Raw genomic sequence first — 19,193 nt, 5'->3', positions numbered from 1 at the left:
GGGCGGCGCCTCGCAATAGGAAGCTCGCCAACAGGGAGAAACGACCATGAAATACCTCGCCGCCGCATTCGCCTTTGCCAGCGTGGCGCTCGCCCCGCTTCACGCCGCCCCAGCCGATGATTATCGCGACCTGCGCGACGATGTCTGGGAATGGACGCTCGACAATTCGCCGATGACCGCAACGCAGGTCGGCGACCGCCGCGGCGATGGCAAGCTGGTGGACATGTCGCTGGCCCGCTACGAGGCATCGATCGCCGAGACCCGCGCCTTCCTCGCCCGGCTCGAGGCGATCGACGAGGACGCGCTGCCGCAGGACCTGCGGATCGATCACGCGATTCTCAAGCGCAGTTTCGAAGACGAACTGGCGGGCGCGCAATTCGATCACGACCGCTTCGTCGTGTTCACCAATCGCGGCGGCTGGTTCGCCTATTTCGGCTCGCTACCCTATGGATCGCCCCTGTTCACGCTGGCGGATTACCAGAGCTATGTCGGGCGGCTCGAGAGCTTTGCTGCGGTAAACGAGCAGGGCATCGCGCGCAGCCGCGAAGCGGTCGCCCGCGGGCTGACTCAGGCCTGCGAACCGATGGAGGGACTCGAGGCGCGGATCGAGAGCATGATCGTCGAGGATCCTGTCGAATCGCCGCTGTGGCTGCCGTTCAAGGAACGGCCCTCGACCATTACCGAGGCGCAGTGGACGCAATTGAAGGCCCGCGCCCGGACCGCGCTAGAAACCGGGGTGATGCCGGCCTATCGCGATTTTCGTGACTTCTATGTCGAGGAATATTCCCCCGAGTGCCGAACCGGCATGCCGGGGGTGCTCGCCACGCCCCGCGGCGAGGAGTATTACGCCTATCGGGTCAAGAGCTTCACCACTACCGACATGACCCCCGACCAGATCCACCAGCTCGGCCTTTCCGAAGTGGCGCGAATTCGGGCCGAGATGGAAACGGTAGCCGAGGATGCCGGCTTCGCCAGCCGAGAAGCCTTCATCGAACATCTGCGGACCGACCCGCAGTATTATCCCGAGACCCCGGAAGAACTGCTCGAGGCGGCCGGGGCTCTGGCCAAGCAGATCGACGGCTGGATGCCCAAGCTGTTCGGCACGCTGCCGCGCCAGCCCTACACGGTGCTGCCGATCCCCGCAGCGCAGGCACCGGGCAACACCACTGCTTACTACGAAAGCGGCAGCCTCGCGACCGGGCAGCCGGGGATCTACCGGGTCAACACCACCGAGCTCGACCAGCGCCCGCTGTGGGAACTGCCTGCGCTGGGGGTCCACGAGGCGGTGCCCGGGCATCACCACCAGATCGCGCTGCAGCAGGAACTCGATATCCACCCGTTGCGCCAGCACGGCACCTTCTTCACCGCCTTCGTCGAGGGCTGGGGGCTCTATTCGGAGCGGCTCGGGATCGAGATGGGGCTCTACGACACTCCGGCCAAGGAAATGGGCCGGCTGAGCTACGAAATGTGGCGCGCGAGCCGGTTGGTGGTCGACACCGGGATCCATTCCAAGGGCTGGAGCAAGCAGCGCGCGGTCGATTTCATGCTCGACAACACAGCACTGAGCGCGGGCAATATCGACGCAGAGGTCAATCGCTACATCACCTGGCCGGGCCAGGCGCTCGCTTACAAGATCGGCGAGCTCAAGATCCGCGAACTGCGGACACGTGCCGAAACCGCGCTGGGTAGTGAATTCAGCCTGCGCGATTTCCACGATGCGGTGCTGGAGAACGGCGCGGTCCCGCTCGATGTGCTCGAGGCGCATATCGACCGCTGGATCGCCGCGCAGCAGGACAGCTGAACCCGCCGGAGTCCGGGTGTTCGGCGCCGCCTTCCGCGGTACCCACCCGGACCCGTCCGCCCTGAGGCGGAGCGAACCAGTCGCCGCCAAGCATAGCTATGCGACAACCGGCTTTTTCGCTTTGGCATCGCGAAGAAATAGGTTCATACCCGACATCGAATAACGCCGGATCGGGCACCGTTGTAATGCGGAAGCCAGGGGGAAAGACCGCTGACAAAGCGTTATTTGGAAACTGAGGGAGCCCATGGCTGCGACTGGTGCGGCACGAGGGTTGCCCGAGTTGGGAAAGGGTAATCTATGACGAGGACTGCGAAGAGTTTCGCCAAGTATTTTGGAATGGCCGCATCGGTCGCATTGCTGAGTGCCTGCGGCGGCACCGACGAACCGGCGGAGACCGAGACGGCGGCCGCCGATCCGTCCGCATCGGTCGTCGCGCCCGAACCTTCGGCGGAAGCGCCGGCGGCCGACAACACCGAAACCGTCGATGGGACTATGCTGGCATCCTTCACGCCCGATGTCGCCCATGGCGAAGAAGTCTTCATCAAGTGCAGCTCGTGTCACGTGCTCGAGGAAGGCGTGAACCGCATCGGCCCCTCGCTTGCCGGGATCGTCGGTCGCACCGCGGGCACGGTCGAGGGCTACACCTACAGCGAAGCCAACGCCAACAGCGGGATCACCTGGACCAAGGAAAAGCTGTTCCAGTATCTCGAAGACCCGCAACGCGTGATCCCAGGCACCAAGATGGCCTTCGCCGGCCTGCCCAATGGTCAGGATCGGGCCGATATCATCGCCTATCTGGAAACCGGCGGGCAGTAAGCTTCGCCTGAATGAGCAAAAGGGCGCGGACCCAGTGGTCCGCGCCCTTTTTCATGTCCGCGACAGGTAGGCTGCAGCTAGCCGTTCAAGCAGCCATTGCGCCGCGTGCCAGTTCGCATTGCGACCAGATATCGCTCAGCGCCTCGATCAGCCGGTCGATATCGCCATCCGAATGGACCGGCGATGGCGTCAGCCGCAGCCGCTCGGTGCCGCGGGGCACGGTGGGATAGTTGATCGGCTGCACATAGATGCCGTGATTGTCCATCAGCCAGTCGCTGATCATCTTGCACTTGTGCGCATCGCCGACCATCACCGGGATGATATGGCTGGGGTTGGGCAGGTGCGGAATACCCAGCATGTCGAGCTTGCGCCGCACCGTGGCCACGCGGTCCTGCTGCAACTCGCGCTCGGCCGAACTGGCCTTGAGGTGCTTGATGCTGGCGCAGGCGCCCGCCGCTACCGCAGGGGGCAGCGCGGTGCTGAAAATGAAGCCGCTGGCGAAGCTGCGGACGAAATCGACCAGATCGCGCGAACCGGCGATATACCCGCCCATCACCCCGAAGGCCTTGCCCAGCGTACCCTCGATCACGGTGATGCGATCCATCAGCCCTTCGCGTTCGGCGATCCCGCCACCGCGCGGGCCGTAGAGCCCAACCGCGTGGACCTCGTCGATATAGGTCATCGCGCCATGTTTCTCGCAGACATCGAGAATCGCGGCGATCGGGGCGATGTCGCCATCCATCGAATAGACGCTCTCGAAGGCGACCAGCTTGGGCACTTCGGGGCCGAAGTCGGACAGCTTGCGGTCGAGGTCCTCGGGATCGTTGTGCGCCCAGATCTTGTAGGGCGCGCGGCTGTGGCGGATGCCTTCGATCATCGAGGCGTGGTTGAGCGCATCGGAGAAGACGACGCAGTTCGGGATCCGCCCTGCCAGCGTGCCGAGCCCGGCCCAGTTGGAAACATAGCCGCTGGTGAACAGCAGCGCGTCGTCCTTGCCGTGCAGATCGGCCAGCTCGCGTTCGAGCAGGACGTGGTGGTGGTTGGTACCCGAGATGTTGCGGGTGCCCCCGGCGCCTGCGCCGCATTCGTCGAGCACGCGGTGCATGGCATCGATGACCTTGGAATGCTGACCCATCCCGAGATAGTCGTTCGAGCACCACACGGTCACTTCTTGCGTGGCATCGTCGACGTAGCGCGTGGCATGCGGGAAGGCCCCGCGATGCCGCTCGATCTCGGTAAACACCCGGTAGCGGCCTTCCTCGCGGACCGCGTCCAGTTCTCCCTTGAAATAGGCCTGGAAATCCATCGTCGGTACCCCTCTCCGTGCTTGTCCTCGGGTTTGATCTTTTCGTTGCGTCGTCACGATTGCGCTTCTCCCTCGCGCCGTCCGGGCAGCGCCCATGCCCACAGCGCGCCATCGCGAAACGGCAGCGCGAGAAACAGGTGTTCGAGCGCGCCCAGCGCGGCAAGCGCAAACAGCAGGCTGGCGCCCGCCGCCTCGGGGCCCGAGGGCGTGGCCAGCGCGACGCTGCCGAGCCAGCCGGTCAGCGCCAGACTGGCGAAAATCGAAAGCGCCAGCAGCGGGGTGAATCGGCGCGGGCCGAAATAGCTCTTGAGATAGGCGAGGTGCGGCGGGAGGATCTCGGTGCTCATATTGGGGACACCGAGGAAGATGTTGAGCTTGGTGCTCAGCCGCATGGCAAGCAGCAGCGCGAAGACCATGGCCCCGATCTGGTTGGGCGCGTTCCAGGTGAGCGAGACCAGCAGCAGCGCGGTGAGCGCCAGCGCGACCTCATGCCAGGCCATCGCGGCGCTGGCATGGGCGAAGCGCTCCCAGCCGCGCGCGTTCTGGGGGCAGGCTTCGCGCCGGGGCCCAGCGGCCGCGCCGGTGAGGAAGCCGATCTCGTGCCACGCCCAGATCAGCATGGCACCGGCAAAAGCACTGTAGATGCCTGTCAGCGAGACCTGGTGCATCGTGGCGACGATCAGCAGCAGTCCGCCGATCCCGCCGATCCCTGCCAACAGCAGGCTGCGCGGGAAGGTTTCGCGTTCGCGATTGTCCAGCCAGGCGACCAGCCCGGTGGCGAAGAACCACATCGCGATCGTCGCCACCAGCGGGACGATATGGCCGCTCCAGCTTACCATGCGGGTTGCAGCCGGACCTTGGCGGGGAGGGTGTTGCTCCGCGTGCGGTGGAAATAGAGCGCGGCGAAATTGAACGCTACGCCCGCGCCGCCGCGCAGCTTCTGCCACGCTCCGCTCAGCCCGCCGGCCTGCTTGCCATCCTCGATCCGCCGCGTCGCCTGCAGCAGCAGCTCCATCCGGGCGCGGAAAGCGGGATCGTCGGTGGCCAGTTCGACCGGGAAGACCTGGCGGCTGATCTGGTTGCAGATCGAGAAGACGTCGTAGTCGTATTGCGTCGGATCGACGCCCAGCGCCTCGTGGAAGACCGGCCGGGCGTGGTCGCGGACATACATGGTGGCATAGACCGAGAGCAGGAAGAACCGAACCCACAGCTTGTTCATGCCGGTCAGCAGCTTGGGGTCGGCGCGCATCAGCATCGCGAAGGCTTCGCCATGGCGGAACTCGTCGTTGCACCATTCCTCGAACCACTGGAAAATCGGGTGGAACTGCCGCTCGGGGTTGCGCTGGAGATGGCGGAAGATGGTGATGTAGCGCGCGTAACCGATCTTTTCCGAGAGATAGACGGCGTAGAAAATGAACTTCGGTTTGAAGAAGGTGTATTTCTTGGTCCGCGTCAGGAAACCCAGATCGATCCCGACCCCGGCGTCCTTCAACGTGTCGTTGATGAAGCCCGCGTGGCGGCTCTCGTCGCGGGCCAGCAGCTTGAACAGATGTTTGACGTCGGGGTTTCTGGTCCGCTTGGCGATCTCGGCATAGAGGATGCAGCCCGAGAATTCGGCGGTGAGCGAGCTGACGAGGAAGTCGATGAATTCGGCGCGCAGGGCAGGCTCGAGATTCTCGATCACGCCGTCGAAGCTGGCGTCGCGTTTGAAATGGCGTTTGTTGGGATCGCTTTCCATCTCGGCGATCAGCGCATCCCATTCGCAGCGCACCAGGCTCACATCGATCGCGTCAAGCGCGGCGAAATCGGTGGTGTAAAAGCGCGGGCTGAGCACCGTGTCCTCGACCGCCATCGCCATGGTGTCGGGTGGTGCAACGGGCGCTGCGGCCATCTGGCTGTGGGCGTTCATTTCACTCTCCCGGGGTTGAAGCTCACTTCGTAGAGTTCGCGCATGTCGAAATATGCCGCCAGCCGGGTCCAGCAGCGCAGCAGCGGACCGGCGCGGGTGACGGTGGCGGTGCGATCGAAGGCGATGCGCTCGCCAAAGCTTATCCGGATCGGTGCGCCGTGGACGCGGACGCGGTCGCCCGGATAGATGGCGATCCCGTTGTCGAGTTCGACATGCGCGTGGAAATGCTCCTCGCTCTGCTCGATCTCGATGCGGCACGGCGTGGTGAAGCTGCGCGCGCTCATGTGATGTCGCCGCCTTCGAGCAGCACCGCGAAGGCGGCGCGGTTGTCGGGCCCGAAGGCACCGATCTCGACCGAGCGACCGGTGGCCTCATCGACCAGCGACATCGACCCGTCCTGCCACAGCGTGAGGGTGAAGGGCGGCTGCGACCCGACGTCGTACATCCGGCGTTCGCGCGCCAGACCGCGCAGCACCCCGCGGATAAAGCCCCCCTGTTCGCTGCCCGCCTCGATCAGTCCGACTTGCGCTCCGCTGTCGGCCTCGGTGATCAGCACCGACCCGTCGGCGCCATCGGCGAACAGCAGCGAGCGTTGCTCGAGCGGAGCGACCGAGGCCTCGGCACGCTCGGCACTGGGGACTGCCGAGCGCTCGAGCCAGCCGATCTGTACCGCCGCAGTCATCAGCAGCGAGAAGCCCACCATCACCCCCGCGGCGATCAAAGCCGGGCGCGGGACGGTGTTCTCATGCGAATGGGCGTGGCTCATGCGGTTGCCTTTCGCGCGGTTATGGGAGTGGGGGCGACCGGCTGCGTCACAGGGCGGGGGGCGGTTTCGCTGCGCTCGACTTCGACCACCGCGTCGCAGGCGCGCGTCAGGATATCGGCGACCCTTTGCGCCCCGGGCAAAGCGCGCAGCATCGGTTGTGCGCGCGAGAAACGCAGCGGGCGGGCGTGCGGCCAGAGCATGGCGTAACCGATCCGGTGCGGACCGCACGGCACCAGCACCAGATCGCCGAACCCTTCGGCATGCGCGCGAAGCTTCGCCGATCCGATCAGCGCCAGCGGCAGGTTGATACAGGTGTTGAGCGCCACCCCGATCCGCAGAACCACACGGCGATTGGTGATCGTGTAGACCGTGGTTCGCGCGACCAGCGCCGCGAACACCGCCAGCAGGCCGATCACCAGTCCGGCCGAGACGAGCGACGCCACCAGCCCGAACAGGCTGCCGCTCGCCAGAGCCAGCGCCGCGAACAGGGCGAAATAGCCGGCGACCCAACCGGGGTGGAGTGCGGTGCGGCACAGCACCCGCCAGTCGGGCGCACCCTGCCAGAGGATTTCCTCACCCGGGGGAAGGTCGCCGGGCAGGCCCCGGATGGGTTCATGCTCGTATTCGATCACAGCCACGGCTCGTGTCGGTCCTGATTTCCGTAAAGATAGCCGCCGCCGAAATATCCGATCGTGCGCTCTTCTTCGTAGCGGGTGATTTCGACCGGGGAGGCAGGAACGGGAGCCCCGGCAAAATCGGCCGCATTGATTGCGTCGATCGACACATGTTTGCGCGAGACGGTGGCCATCGCCATCGGCGCGAGGACCGTGCCAGCCCCGGTGTCGATCGAGAGATAGCGGATCATGTGTTCGGCGCGGTCGACCCACAGGTCGGTCACCGTGCCAGCGGTCTTGCCATCGGCGGCGATCACCGGGAGCCCGCGCGGGTCGGTGCTGGCCTTGGCGACGGTGATATGGTCGTCGAGCGATATCGGCACGATCCGCGGGCGTCCGTGGGCGTCGATATCGGGCAATTTGTCGCGCTGGGCGTAGGCGGCGGGGCCGATCCCGTCGGTCAGCGGATTGCCGGTCGGCGAATAGGGCGCGCCGCCGAAATTCTCGCGCCGCAGCGCGGCGAACTTGACCGGTTCGCGCCCTTGCGTCGGCGCGGTGACTGTGCCGCGACCGAAGGGCAGGCGGAAGCTCTTGATCGAGCTGGTGTGGAGCGGCCCGCCAACGGTTTCGACCGCGCCGGTCAGCTCGTCCTCGAGGGGATAGCCCTCGCGCCGGTCCTCGCGTCGCAGCCAGAAGACCAGCGCGATGAAGAACAGCACGAAGGCCAGGAAGGCGATTTCCGCGACATCCACGGTTCCGACAATATTTCCGCTCATTGCTCGTTCCTTTGCCGCAGGATCAGGTGGGAAACTCGGTCAGCCCGAAGCGGGCCTGCGCCTGCCCGGGCGTGTTGTTGCGATCGCGTCCGACCAATGGGCCGATCACCGCGAGGGTGAGCAGCAGCAGGGCGATTTCGATGATATAAACGGTGGCATAGCCGGACGCCCGGTCCGCCAGGCCGTCCGCCGCAGCGAAGCTGGCGATGACATCGCGAAGGACGCCCCCGAAGGCGATTGCGAACCCGGCGCAGGAGGCTTGGACCGCGCCCCACGCGCCCAGCGCCAGACCGCTGCTCTTGGTCTTGGCCAGCGCCATAGCGGCAACCAGCGTGCCGACCGAGAACATCCCGACCCCAAAACCTATCCCGCCCGCTCCCAGCGCAAGCATCAGGGGTAGCGCTAGGGGCGCCGCGAACAGCACCAGCATGAAGGCAGCGATCCCCGTCACCACCCCGAAACCGGCGATCCGCAGCGGGTCGGCGCCTTGGTCCAGCCGCCGCGCCGTCAACGCAAAGCCGCCCAGCGCGCCCAGCGCCCACGCCCCGGTCAGCGCGGTGGTCGCGCCGACCGAGAGCCCGAGAACTTCGCCGCCATAGGGTTCGAGCAGCGCGTCCTGCATCGCGAAGGCTCCGGCTCCCAGACCGATCGCCAGCAGCAGGCGCCTGGCATCGCGTCTGGCAGTGAATTCGCGCCACACCTCGGCAAAGGGGACGCGTTCGGCCTGAGGGGCGGCAACCGCGGCGCAGCGTGGCTCCTGCTTCCACAGCGCGACGATGTTGAGCAGCAGCGCCAGCACCGCGCCGCCCTGGATCACGCCCACCAGCAGCGTGGGGGTGAAATCGGCCAGCCTCGTGCCGATCACCAGCGAGGCCAGCATCATCCCCACCAGCAGCATGACATAGAGCAGCGCCACCGCGCGCGGGCGCTTGTCTTCTGGAGCCAGATCGGTGGCCAGCGCGAGCCCGGCCGTCTGGGTGGTGTGCATTCCGCCGCCCGCGAGCAGAAACGCCAGCGCGCTGGCTCCGAGCCCGACCGTGAAGGTCTCGGGCCTGCCCATCAGCAGCAGGGCGAAAGGCATGATTGCAAGCCCACCGAACTGCATCATCGTGCCGAGCCAGATGAACGGCACCCGCCGCCATCCGAGCACCGAGCGATGCGTGTCCGAGCGATGGCCGATTGCTGCGCGGAACGGCGCGACCAGCAGCGGCAGCGCGATCAGCGAGGCGACCAGCCATGCAGGGATCTGCATTTCGACGATCATCACCCGGTTGAGCGTGCCGCTCAAGAGCACCATCGTCATGCCAACGCTGACCTGGAACAGCGCCAGCCGCAGCAGCCGCCCCAGCGGCAGTTCGACGCTCGCCGCATCGGCGAACGGCAGCCAGGTCGTGGCGACCCGGCTCCAGCTCGTCGATAGGCGGGCGAGGCGGTTCATCAGCGGCGCACCAGCTCGAACGCCTGCGAGGTGTAGAACCCGCTCGAAATGCGTTCGCTGCGGCCCACGCGCCAGCCGTGCAGTCCGGCCAATCTGCGGCGCAGGCGCTGCTCGTTGATCGGCACGATCGCCGGCGAACGGTTGCCGCGCGGAAACAGCTTGCCAGCGGCGTGCATCGCCCCGAGCAGCGGCGTGTGCGGGGCGAAGGTGAACAGTATCGAGCCGTGGCAGCGACGTCCCAGCAGTTGGAGCGTGTCGACCAGATCATCGGCGCGATAATGGATCAGCGAATCCATCGCCACGACATGATCAAATTCGCCCAGCGAGGGTTCGAGCATGTCGCCCACGCTCCAGTCGATCCGGCCGTGGCCGAGGAATGACGGCTCCCGCTTGCGGGCGATCTCTACCAGCCCTGCGGCGATATCGATCGCGGCGACGTGTCCGCCGCGGCAGGCGGCGTCGACGCTCAGCGCGCCCGTTCCGCAGCCTGCGTCGAGCAGACGCTTGCGGCGCAGATCCTCGGGCAGCCAGTCGAGCAGGGTGGCGCGCATCCGCTCGCGCCCGGCGCGGACGGTGGCGCGGATGCCGCCGACCTCGGCGTCGGAGGTGAGGTCGATCCACGCCTTGCGCGCGGTGCCGTCGAAATAGGCGGCCAGCTTGTCGCGCTGGGCGTCGTAGCGGGTAGGGGCTGCGACAGAGGCCGCCGTAGGTGCGGGCAGGGTGGCCATCATTCGAACCCCAGGAAATCGAAGATGTCGCGGTCCTTCATCGGGCGCGCCTCGATCGGGTCGACCCCGGCCCAGAGCAGGCTGGCAAGACGCATATATTCATTCTGCGCGGCAGTGACCTCGGGGCTGTCGTCTATTTCGAACAGCGTGCATTTCTTGAGCCGGCTGCGGCGGATGGCGTCGAGATCCTTGAAATGGGCGAGCCGCTTCATCCCGATCGCCTCGCCGAAGCGGTCGATCTCGTCGGTCGCGGCGGAGCGGTTGGCGATCACGCCCGCCAGCCGGACGTCGTAATTCTTGGCCTTGGCGCCGATCGCGGCGACGATGCGGTTCATCGCGAAGATCGAGTCGAAATCATTCGCAGCGACCACCAGCGCGCGGTCGGCATGCTGCAGCGGCGCAGCGAACCCTCCGCAGACGACATCGCCGAGCACGTCGAAGATGACCACATCGGTCTCTTCGAGCAGGTGATGCTGCTTGAGCAATTTGACCGTCTGCCCGACGACATAGCCGCCGCAGCCGGTGCCCGCTGGCGGACCGCCCGCCTCGACGCACATGACCCCGTTATAGCCTTCGAACATATAGTCTTCGGGGCGCAGTTCCTCGGCGTGGAATTCGACCGTCTCGAGCACGTCGATGACCGTGGGCATCAGCTTCTTGGTCAGCGTGAAGGTGCTGTCGTGCTTGGGATCGCAGCCGATCTGCAGCACCCGCTGGCCGAGCTTGGAAAAGGCCGCGGAGAGGTTCGACGAGGTGGTCGACTTGCCGATCCCGCCCTTGCCATAGACCGCGAAGACCTTGGCGTTGCCGATCTTGTCGTTCGGGTCGAGCTGGACCTGTACCGAGCCATCGCCGGCGGGCTGGCTGAATTTCGCTTTGGGATCCATCAGGTTCATCGGATTTCCTTTATTCGGCTGCGATCACGCCCTCGAGGCGGTCTTCGAGTTCGTCGCTGGCTTCGCGCAGTGCGGCGAGCGTTGCGTCGTCGGGTTCCCAGAGCTTGCGGTCGCAGGCTTCGAGCAGGCGGTTGGCGACCCGCGCCGAGCTCTTGGGATTGAGCGTGGCGAGCCGGTCGCGCATTTCGGGATCGAGCACGAAGGTCTCGCTGATCTTCTGATAGACCCAAGGGGCGACCTGCCCGGTCGTGGCCGACCAGCCCATGGTGTTGGTGACATGGCCCTCGATCTGGCGGACGCCCTCGTAGCCGTGGCGCAGCATGCCCTCGAACCATTTGGGGTTGAGTGTGCGGGTGCGGGTCTCGAGGTCGATCTGTTCGGCCAGCGTGCGGACCCGGGCGGGGCCCTGCGTCGCATCGAGGATATAGACCGGCGCATCCTTGCCGCGGGCCCGCGCGACCGAGCGGCTGACCCCACCGAGCCCGTCGACATATTGATCCAGATCGGTGATCCCGACCTCGACGCTTTCGAGGTTTTGATAGGTGAACTCGACCTCGGCCAGAGCGCTGCGCAGCAGCGCGCGCTGCTGCACCGGCGCGCCGCTGACGCCATAGGCATAGCCCTTCTGGACCTCGAAGGAGTTGGCGAGCTCGTCGGGATCGGCCCAGACGCCGCCCTCGATCAGCAGGTTGACGTTGGCGCCATAGGCTCCCTCGGCATTGGAGAAGACCCGCAGCGCCGCGGTTTCGAGATCGCAATCGTGCAATTCGCGATGCGCCAGGCTGTGCTTGCGGACGAAATTGAACTCGAGCGGTTCGTCTGCCTGCGCGGCCAGCAGCGAGGCTTCGGCGAGCATCCGGGCCTGCATCGGGAGCAGGTCGCGGAAGATGCCCGACAGCGTCATCACCACATCGACGCGCGGGCGGCCCAGCTCGGCCAGCGGGATCAGCTCGGCACCGGCCAGCCTGCCATAGCTGTCCAGGCGTGGGCGCGCGCCGATCAGCGTCAGCGCCTGCGCGATCTGGACGCCTTCGCTCTTCATGTTGTCGGTGCCCCACAGCACCATCGCGAGGCTGTGCGGAAAGGGCTCGCCGCTGGCGACATGGCGCGCGATCAGCCCCTCTGCCTGGGTGCGGCCCAGCTCGCAGGCGAAGCGGCTGGGGATGCGGAAGGGGTCGAAGCCGTGGATGTTGCGCCCGGTCGGCAGCACCGCGGGGTTGGCAAGAATATCGCCGCCCGGTGCTGGCGAAACGTAGCAACCGTCGAGCGCGTGAACGAGCGCGCCGATTTCGTCGCAGGAATCGAAGGCGGCATCGAGCGCGGCGGGATCGGAATTCGGATCGCCCTTGGCCATCGCCTCGATCAGCTCGGCGCGTTCCGCACCGATCGGACCCTGCCCCAGGATGTGGAGCCCGTGCGGAATCAGCGTGCGCTCGAGCTCGTAGAGCTGGTCGGTCAGGTCGGCGATTGCGGTCGGCGCGATATCGAGCGTGGCGCATTGCTCGTGGATCAGCGCGGTCAGCGCGTCGCGCTCCTCGCCATCGGGCAGCAGCCGCCAGCGTTCGAGGCTGACCTTCAATTCAGCGAACCCTTGGTAGAGCCCGGCCTTGGTCAGCGAGGGCGTGAGATAGCTCACCAGCGTCGCCCCCGAGCGGCGCTTGGCGAGTATGCCTTCGGAAGGATTGTTCGAGGCGTAGAGATAGTAATTGGGCAGGTCGCCCAACAACCGTTCGGGCCAGCAGTCGCCCGACAGGCCGGACTGCTTGCCGGGCATGAACTCCAGCGCGCCATGGGTGCCGAAATGGAGCACCGCATCGGCGGCGAAATCCTCGCGCAGCCAGCGATAGAATGCGGAGAAGGCGTGGGTCGGGGCGAAGGTGCCATCGAACAGCAGCCGCATCGGGTCGCCCTCGTAGCCGAAGGTGGGCTGGATGCCGATGAAGACATTGCCCAGCTGCAGCCCGAGCACATGGATATGCGAACCGTCGCTCTGGACCTTGCCCGGAGCGGGGCCCCATTGCGCTTCGATCGCCGCCAGATGCGGCTCGCGGCGGACGTGGTCGTCGGCGGGAATGCGCGCCGCGACATTGGCATCGGCGCCATAGCGTTTGGCATTGCCGGTCAGCACCGCCTCGCGCAGCGCGTCGACGCTTTCGGGCACGTCGAGCGTGTAGCCGTCGAGCGCCAGCCGCGTCAGCGTCGCGTGGAGCGATTCCCACACCGCGAGGAAGGCGGCGGTGCCGGTCGCGCCGGCGTTGGGCGGAAAATTGAACAGTGCGATGGCGAGCTTGCGTTCGGCGCGAGCGGCCCGGCGCAGGGCGACGAGCTGGGCCACCTTGCCCGCAAGCGCCTCGGCGCGTTCGGGGCAGCTGTGCATCGCGCGCACCGCGCCGGTGGCCTCGAAAATGCAGCGCCGCGCGCAGCCGACGCAAGGCTCGTCCGAGGCGTTGGAGCGCCCGCCGAACACGGTCGGCAGGATCGCCCCGTCGAGCTCGGGAATGGCGACCATCATGGTGGCTTCGAGCGGCAGCAGCCCCTGCCGCCGTGCGCCCCATTCCTCGAGCGATTGGAACTCGAGCGGATGGGCGGCGATATAGGGCACATCGAGCAATGCCAGCACCGCTACCGCGGCTTCGGAATCATTGTAGGCCGGACCCCCGACCAGCGAAAAGCCGGTGAGATTGACGATCGCATCGACCTGCGCGCGGCCATCCTTGACGAAGAATTTCTCGATCGCCGGGCGCGCATCGAGCCCGCTGGCGAAGACCGGGATGACCTTGAGACCCTGCGCCTCGAGCGCGGCGATCGCGCCGTCGTAATGGCCGGTGTCTTTGCCCAGCAGATAGGAGCGCAGCAGGATCAGTCCGACGGTGCCACTGGGGCCGGCCTTGCGCGGCAGCAGCCGCAGGCTTTCGGAAATCTTCTGCTCGGTGCGCGGGTGATAGACGCCGACCTCGGGATATTCGCGCGGCGCATCGGCCGGAGTCATCCCGCGGCGGGTCAGCCGCTCGCCCGCGGCATAGCGATCCACCAGCGCGCGGACCATCGCCACGACATTGGCTTCCGACCCGGCGAGCCAATATTGCAGCGTGAGGAAATAGGCACGCACATCCTGCGCGGTGCCCGGGATGAAGCGCAGGATCTTGGGCAGGCGGCGCAGCATCCTCATCTGCCCGGCGCCCGAGCTGGCGCCCGGCTTGCCGTCTTTGCCACTCGAGCCGCGCAGCTTCTTGAGCAGCGCCAGCGGACCGCGCGACGGCGCATCCATCCGGTAATTGCCCAGCCGCGTCATCCGGACGACTTCGCCCGCCGACATCATGCACAGCATCGCGTCGCAGCTCTCGCGCCGCGCCTCGATCGTAGGCAGGATCGCGCGAACGTGATCGTCGAGGAACAGCATGGTGGCGATGACGATGTCGGCTTCTTCGATGGCCAGCTTGGCGCGGTCGAGCGCGCCGGCATCGCGGTCCCAGTCGGCAGCGGCGTGGAGCGTGAGGTGGATGTTGTCGCGCCCCAGCTCGGCATCGGCCATCTCGGCAGCGGCCTTGAGGTGGTTGTCGAGCGTCACGATCGCGACGCGAACATGGGGGCGCGAGTTAGCGGGCATGATGGGCCTTTGCATCGTAGAGCGTGGCGAGATCGATCGCGTCGCGGCCCTGCTCGGCGGCATAGAGCTCCGTGTTGCGGCGGGCCTTGCCGCGCACGAAGAAGGGGATTTTCCTGAGCTCGCGCTCGGCCTCGTCGGTCCATTGCGAGCCGGGTTCGGCGGCCTCCGCGATCATCGGTTCGGGGGCAGGGGATGAGGCTGGCGAATGGGCCGAGGGCGAATGAGCGTGCAGGTGCGAGGCACCCGCGCCGTCGGAGAATTCGAAATCCTCGCGGAACATCGTCAGCAGATGCTCTTCCAGCCCCATCACCAGTGGGTGAACCCAGCTGTCGAAGATCACATTGGCGCCCTCGAACCCCATCTGCGGCGAATGGCGCGCGGGGAAATCCTGGACGTGGACCGGCGCCGAGATCACCGCGCAGGGCAGGCCCAGCCGCTTGGCGATATGGCGCTCCATCTGGGTGCCCAGCACCAGTTCGGGCGAGGCCGCGGCGATCGCTTCCTCGACCGCGAGATGGTCGTCGGTGATGAGCGGCTCGACCCCGTAGAGCGCCGCGGCCTCGCGCAGCTCGCGGGCGAATTCGCGGTTGTAGCAACCCAGCCCGCAGACCTCGAAGCCGAGCTCGTCCTGCGCGATCCGTGCAGCGGCAACCGCATGGGTGGCGTCGCCGAAGACGAACACCCGCTTGCCCGTGAGATAGGTCGAATCGACCGAACGGCTCCACCACGGCATGCGCGATGAATTGTCGCCCAGAGCCGGGGCGGGGTCGACACCGGCGAGCGCCGCGATCTCGGCGATGAATTCGCGGGTCGCGCCGACGCCGATCGGCACGCTGCCCACCGTGGGCTGGGCGAAGGTCTTCTCGAGCCAGCACGCCGCTTCGCCGGCGATTTCGGGGTAGAGCACCACGTTGAAATCAGCAGCGCCGATCCGGGCGATGTGGGCGGGCGAGGCCCCCAGGGGCGCGACGCAATTCACCTCGACGTCCAGCGCATCGAGCAGCTTGCGCACTTCGACCAGATCGTCGCGATGGCGGAACCCCAGCGCTGCGGGGCCGAGAATGTTAGCGAGCTTGCGGGCTTGCCCGCGCGGGCGGATGGTCTGGTCGGCGAGACGGCGAACCACCTGGTAGAAGGTCTCCGCCGCGCCCCAGTTCTCCTTGCGCTGGTAACTGGGCAGTTCGAGCGGAATGACCGGGCAATCGAGCTGCATCGCTTCGGCGAGCCCCGCGGGGTCGTCCTGGATCAGTTCGGCGGTGCAGGAGGCACCGACCATGATTGCCTGCGGGTTGAAGCGGGCGATGGCGTCGCGCGCCGCGTCCTGGAACAATTGCGCGGTGTCCTTGCCCAGATCGCGCGCCTGGAAGGTGGTGTAGGTCACCGGCGGGCGCTTGCCGCGGCGCTCGATCATGGTGAACAGGAGGTCGGCATAGGTGTCGCCCTGCGGCGCGTGGAGAATGTAGTGCATCCCTTCCATCGCGGTCGCCACGCGCATCGCGCCGACATGCGGGGGGCCTTCGTAGGTCCAGACCGAGAGCTGCATCGCGCTAGACCTTCAGCATGTCGCGCCGCCGCAGCGGCCGGGCGAAGAGCTCGGCGAGATCGCCCGCCTGCTCGAAGCCGTGGATGGGTGAGAAGACCAGTTCGATCGACCATTTGGTCGTAAAGCCCTCGGCCTCGAGCGGGTTGGCGAGGCCAAGCCCGCAAACGGTGAGATCGGGCCGGTCCGCGCGCAGCCGGTCGAGCTGGCGATCGACATCCTGCCCTTCGCTCAGCCGCACCGTATCGGGCAGCAGTGCCAGTTCCCGGGCGTTGTGCTGGCGGTGCAAATAGGGCGTGCCGACCTCGACCGGGACCATGCCGAGCTCGTTCGAAAGGAACCGGGCCAGCGGCACCTCGAGCTGCGAATCGGGCAGGAAGCTGATCCTTTTGCCCTCGAGCCGCTCGCGGCTGTGCTCGATCGCGCGCTTGGCCCGCTCGCGCCCGGGAGCGACCACGCGTTTGAAATGCATCTCGTCCACATCGAAGGCCTGCGCGGCGGCGTGGAGCCAGTCGGTCGTGCCCTCGGCGCCGAACGGGAACAGCGCGTCGAGCCGCGTGGCGCCACGGTCTTCCAGCGCCAGCGATGTCTCGGTGAGGAAGGGCTGGGCGAGCAGGTAGCGCATATCGGGGCCGATCGCGGGCAGATCGGCGAGATTGCGCGCGGGCAGCACGCCGACCCGCTCGATCCCAAGTTCGGCGAACAGCCGCAGGAACTGGTCCTCGACGATATCGGGCAGCGCACCGACCAGCAGCAGCTGTGTGGGCGAGCCGAATTCGAGCGCCGGCATCTCGGGCACCAGCGCGGCGAGGCAGGCATCCTCGCCCTCGGTGAAGGTGGTTTCGATCCCGCTGCCCGAATAATTGAGGATCCGGACCCGCGGCATGTGCTTGGTGCCGAGCCGCTGCGCCGCCTTGGCAAGGTCGAGCTTGATGACCTCGGACGGGCAGGAGCCGACCAGGAACAGCGTCCGGATTTCCGGGCGCCGTTCGAGCAGGCGATCGACCACCCGGTTGAGCTCGTCCTGGCAATCGACCATTCCGGCGAGGTCGCGTTCCTCGATGATGGCGGTCGCAAACCGCGGCTCGGCGAAGATCATGACCCCGGCGGCGGATTGCAGCAGATGCGCGCAGGTGCGCGAGCCAACCACGAGGAAGAAGGCGTCCTGCATCTTGCGGTGCAACCAGACGATCCCGGTGAGCCCGCAGAACACCTCGCGTCGGCCGCGTTCGCGCAGTACCGGGGCATGGCTGGCACCGCTGGTGAGCGAGGCCGCCGCCGCAGTCATGCCGTGGTCGCCGTCAGGGCGGGCGCCTGGAGCCTTGCGGCCCTGAGCTTGAGCAGGAACTGCCCGGCGTTGATCACATAGGCTGCATAGCCCGCCAACGCGACGAGCATGCGCTCTTCGACCGTGCCGATGCCGCCGAACAGCATCACCAGATAGCCGGTGTGCAACGCCAGCACGAGCATCGAGAAAACGTCTTCCCAGAAGAACGCCTCGGCGAACAGCCAGCGGCCGAAGACCACCTTTTCCCAGATCGAGCCGGTGATCATGATGGTGTAGAGCAGCAGCGTCTTCGCCACGATCGATGCGTCCGCCGCCCAGGCGCCGACGCCGCTGGCGAGATAGCGCAGCAGGAGCGCGACGCTGATCAGGAAGACGAGAAACTGCAGCGGGGCGAGTAGGCCCTGGACCAGCGTCCAGCGCGACTCGTCGCGGCGTTTGCGCTCTGCCGCAGTGTAGAGCGCCTTGGCCGGTTTCGCTGCGCCGGGGCCTTGGGCGCCGGTCGCAGGATATGTTCTATCCCCTACCATCTCGAGCGTTCACCTCCGCTGGATTGCCTTGCAGACTAACCCTGTCCGCAAGGGCGTGTCAATCTATCTTGACGACAATCTGAGTTTACACGCAGGAGGGTCGTTCCGTGCGATTTAGCCGTTTGCTTTGCGAGCCGCTTGGGGTTACGTTCGAGTCGCCGGGGCGGTGAGAATCGCAAAAATCGACCGCTCGGGCATGACGCGATCTGCGCCGGTTCCAGACTGGGAGAGTCCTGGATGGCTTGGGGTAATGAACGCAGCGCATCTGCGCTGGACATGGGGCAATCCGGGCCGAACCCTGGAGCGCGAAGTCACCTTCGCCGCCCGGTTGTGGACACTTCCGGCCAACCACCGATACGAACCATCTCGCTTGGGGGTCTGGTCGAGGCCGAGATCATCCCGCGATTGCTGCTGGCACACTGCGACGCCAGTTGCGGTGATGCCAGTTGCGGCGATGGCCGCGGCGTCGAGAGCGGCGCGCCTGGAAGCAGGTTCCAGCCGGGCGAAGCGGAACGCTTTGCCACTCGACCGCTCGAGCTCGAAGCCGACGATCTGCTGACCGAGGTCGAGGTCTTCGTGGCCCGCGGGGTGAGCGTTGAATCGATCATGGTCGATCTGCTCGCGCCGTCCGCACGCCGGTTGGGCGAATTGTGGGAAGCCGACGAATGCGATTTCGTCGATGTTACCATGGGACTGTGGCGGCTGCAGGAAGTGATGCGCGAGATTGCGTTGCGCTCCCCCAGCCTGGTGCGTTTCTTCTCCGCCGCGCCGACCGTACTGTTCACGCCTATGCCAGGCGACCAGCACAGCTTCGGCGCGCTGATGGTCGAGGAAGTCTTCGCGCGCTCGGGTTGGCAAAGCGAGGTTCTTTTCAAACCGGGACGATCGGAATTGCTGGCGAATGTTGCCGAACGCAGCCTCGATTTGGTGGGATTGACCCTCAGTTGCGATTGTCCTACCGGCACCGTTGCCGAGCTTATCGCGGCAATTCGTGCCGTGTCGCCCAATACGGAGACACGGGTCATTATCGGCGGCCCGAGGGTCAATGCCGATCCGGGCCTTGTGGCCCTGGTCGGTGCGGACGGGACGGCATCCGATGCCCGGTCGGCACTGGCTCTCGCCCAGCGGCTGGTAACCTCGACGAGTTTCTCGCTTGGTTGCGTCTGAATTCCGGAGAAGCT

The 19,193-nt window shown here is 66.4% G+C and carries 17 protein-coding genes; 3 read left to right on the top strand and 14 right to left on the bottom strand.

The window, feature by feature from the left end:
- Positions 1-46: 46 nt before the first annotated feature.
- Together A9995_RS02605 and A9995_RS02600 are read left to right on the top strand one after the other, a co-directional pair.
- Positions 47-1,801: a DUF885 family protein gene (locus tag A9995_RS02605; protein ID WP_067608716.1), complete on the top strand. Its 1,755-nt coding sequence runs from the start codon at positions 47-49 to the stop codon at positions 1,799-1,801.
- A gap of 297 nt (positions 1,802-2,098) precedes the next feature.
- The gene (locus tag A9995_RS02600) at positions 2,099-2,617 is read left to right on the top strand and encodes a cytochrome c family protein (protein WP_233998050.1); all 519 of its coding nucleotides are present in this window, start codon (positions 2,099-2,101) and stop codon (positions 2,615-2,617) included.
- Between the two features lie 85 nt (positions 2,618-2,702).
- Here the strand turns inward: A9995_RS02600 and hemA are convergent, their stop codons facing one another.
- Genes hemA through bchF form a run of 14 tightly spaced genes read right to left on the bottom strand, consistent with a single transcriptional unit; the run spans position 2,703 to position 18,012 of the window.
- Positions 2,703-3,923 carry a 5-aminolevulinate synthase gene (hemA, locus tag A9995_RS02595; RefSeq protein ID WP_067608710.1) on the bottom strand — a complete coding sequence of 407 codons (1,221 nt, stop codon included), beginning with the start codon at positions 3,921-3,923 and terminating at the stop codon, positions 2,703-2,705.
- Positions 3,924-3,976: 53 nt separating this feature from the next.
- Positions 3,977-4,762: a putative photosynthetic complex assembly protein PuhE gene (gene puhE, locus A9995_RS02590; RefSeq protein WP_067608707.1), complete on the bottom strand. Its 786-nt coding sequence runs from the start codon at positions 4,760-4,762 to the stop codon at positions 3,977-3,979.
- A complete protein-coding gene (acsF, locus tag A9995_RS02585; protein WP_082992423.1) occupies positions 4,756-5,832 on the bottom strand; it encodes a magnesium-protoporphyrin IX monomethyl ester (oxidative) cyclase in 1,077 nt (358 codons plus the stop codon). Before acsF ends, puhE begins: the two co-directional genes overlap by 7 nt.
- Positions 5,829-6,116 carry a hypothetical protein gene (locus A9995_RS02580; RefSeq protein ID WP_067608704.1) on the bottom strand — a complete coding sequence of 96 codons (288 nt, stop codon included), beginning with the start codon at positions 6,114-6,116 and terminating at the stop codon, positions 5,829-5,831. Before A9995_RS02580 ends, acsF begins: the two co-directional genes overlap by 4 nt.
- Positions 6,113-6,598: a photosynthetic complex assembly protein PuhC gene (gene puhC, locus A9995_RS02575; RefSeq protein WP_067608702.1), complete on the bottom strand. Its 486-nt coding sequence runs from the start codon at positions 6,596-6,598 to the stop codon at positions 6,113-6,115. The genes A9995_RS02580 and puhC overlap by 4 nt, the downstream gene beginning before the upstream one ends.
- The gene (gene puhB / locus A9995_RS02570; RefSeq protein WP_145916766.1) at positions 6,595-7,236 is read right to left on the bottom strand and encodes a photosynthetic complex putative assembly protein PuhB; all 642 of its coding nucleotides are present in this window, start codon (positions 7,234-7,236) and stop codon (positions 6,595-6,597) included. Before puhB ends, puhC begins: the two co-directional genes overlap by 4 nt.
- The gene (puhA, locus tag A9995_RS02565; RefSeq protein WP_067608696.1) at positions 7,227-7,988 is read right to left on the bottom strand and encodes a photosynthetic reaction center subunit H; all 762 of its coding nucleotides are present in this window, start codon (positions 7,986-7,988) and stop codon (positions 7,227-7,229) included. Before puhA ends, puhB begins: the two co-directional genes overlap by 10 nt.
- Positions 7,989-8,010: 22 nt before the next feature.
- A complete protein-coding gene (locus tag A9995_RS02560) occupies positions 8,011-9,426 on the bottom strand; it encodes a BCD family MFS transporter (RefSeq protein ID WP_067608693.1) in 1,416 nt (471 codons plus the stop codon).
- On the bottom strand, positions 9,426-10,154 hold the full coding sequence (gene bchM, locus A9995_RS02555; RefSeq protein WP_067608690.1) for a magnesium protoporphyrin IX methyltransferase: 729 nt from the start codon (positions 10,152-10,154) through the stop codon (positions 9,426-9,428). Before bchM ends, A9995_RS02560 begins: the two co-directional genes overlap by 1 nt.
- Complete coding sequence (bchL, locus tag A9995_RS02550; protein ID WP_067608687.1) at positions 10,154-11,050, bottom strand: ferredoxin:protochlorophyllide reductase (ATP-dependent) iron-sulfur ATP-binding protein; 897 nt, start codon at positions 11,048-11,050, stop codon at positions 10,154-10,156. Before bchL ends, bchM begins: the two co-directional genes overlap by 1 nt.
- Positions 11,051-11,060: 10 nt before the next feature.
- Entirely contained in the window at positions 11,061-14,657 is a 3,597-nt protein-coding gene (locus A9995_RS02545) for a magnesium chelatase subunit H (protein ID WP_082992422.1), read from the bottom strand.
- Positions 14,647-16,200, bottom strand: coding sequence for a ferredoxin:protochlorophyllide reductase (ATP-dependent) subunit B (gene bchB / locus A9995_RS02540; RefSeq protein WP_067608682.1), 1,554 nt, complete (start codon positions 16,198-16,200; stop codon positions 14,647-14,649). The genes A9995_RS02545 and bchB overlap by 11 nt, the downstream gene beginning before the upstream one ends.
- Before the next feature lie 4 nt (positions 16,201-16,204).
- Complete coding sequence (locus A9995_RS02535; protein ID WP_067608679.1) at positions 16,205-17,485, bottom strand: ferredoxin:protochlorophyllide reductase (ATP-dependent) subunit N; 1,281 nt, start codon at positions 17,483-17,485, stop codon at positions 16,205-16,207.
- A complete protein-coding gene (gene bchF / locus A9995_RS02530; RefSeq protein ID WP_067608677.1) occupies positions 17,482-18,012 on the bottom strand; it encodes a 2-vinyl bacteriochlorophyllide hydratase in 531 nt (176 codons plus the stop codon). The genes A9995_RS02535 and bchF overlap by 4 nt, the downstream gene beginning before the upstream one ends.
- Before the next feature lie 405 nt (positions 18,013-18,417).
- Here bchF and A9995_RS02525 point away from each other — a divergent pair, with 405 nt between their 5' ends.
- Positions 18,418-19,179: a B12-binding domain-containing protein gene (locus A9995_RS02525; protein ID WP_168157308.1), complete on the top strand. Its 762-nt coding sequence runs from the start codon at positions 18,418-18,420 to the stop codon at positions 19,177-19,179.
- Positions 19,180-19,193 lie beyond the last annotated feature (14 nt).

The sequence above is a fragment of the Erythrobacter sp. QSSC1-22B genome (genome assembly GCF_001678665.1).
Taxonomy (GTDB): Bacteria; Pseudomonadota; Alphaproteobacteria; order Sphingomonadales; family Sphingomonadaceae; genus Qipengyuania.
This window is presented reverse-complemented; position numbering and strand designations above follow the sequence as displayed.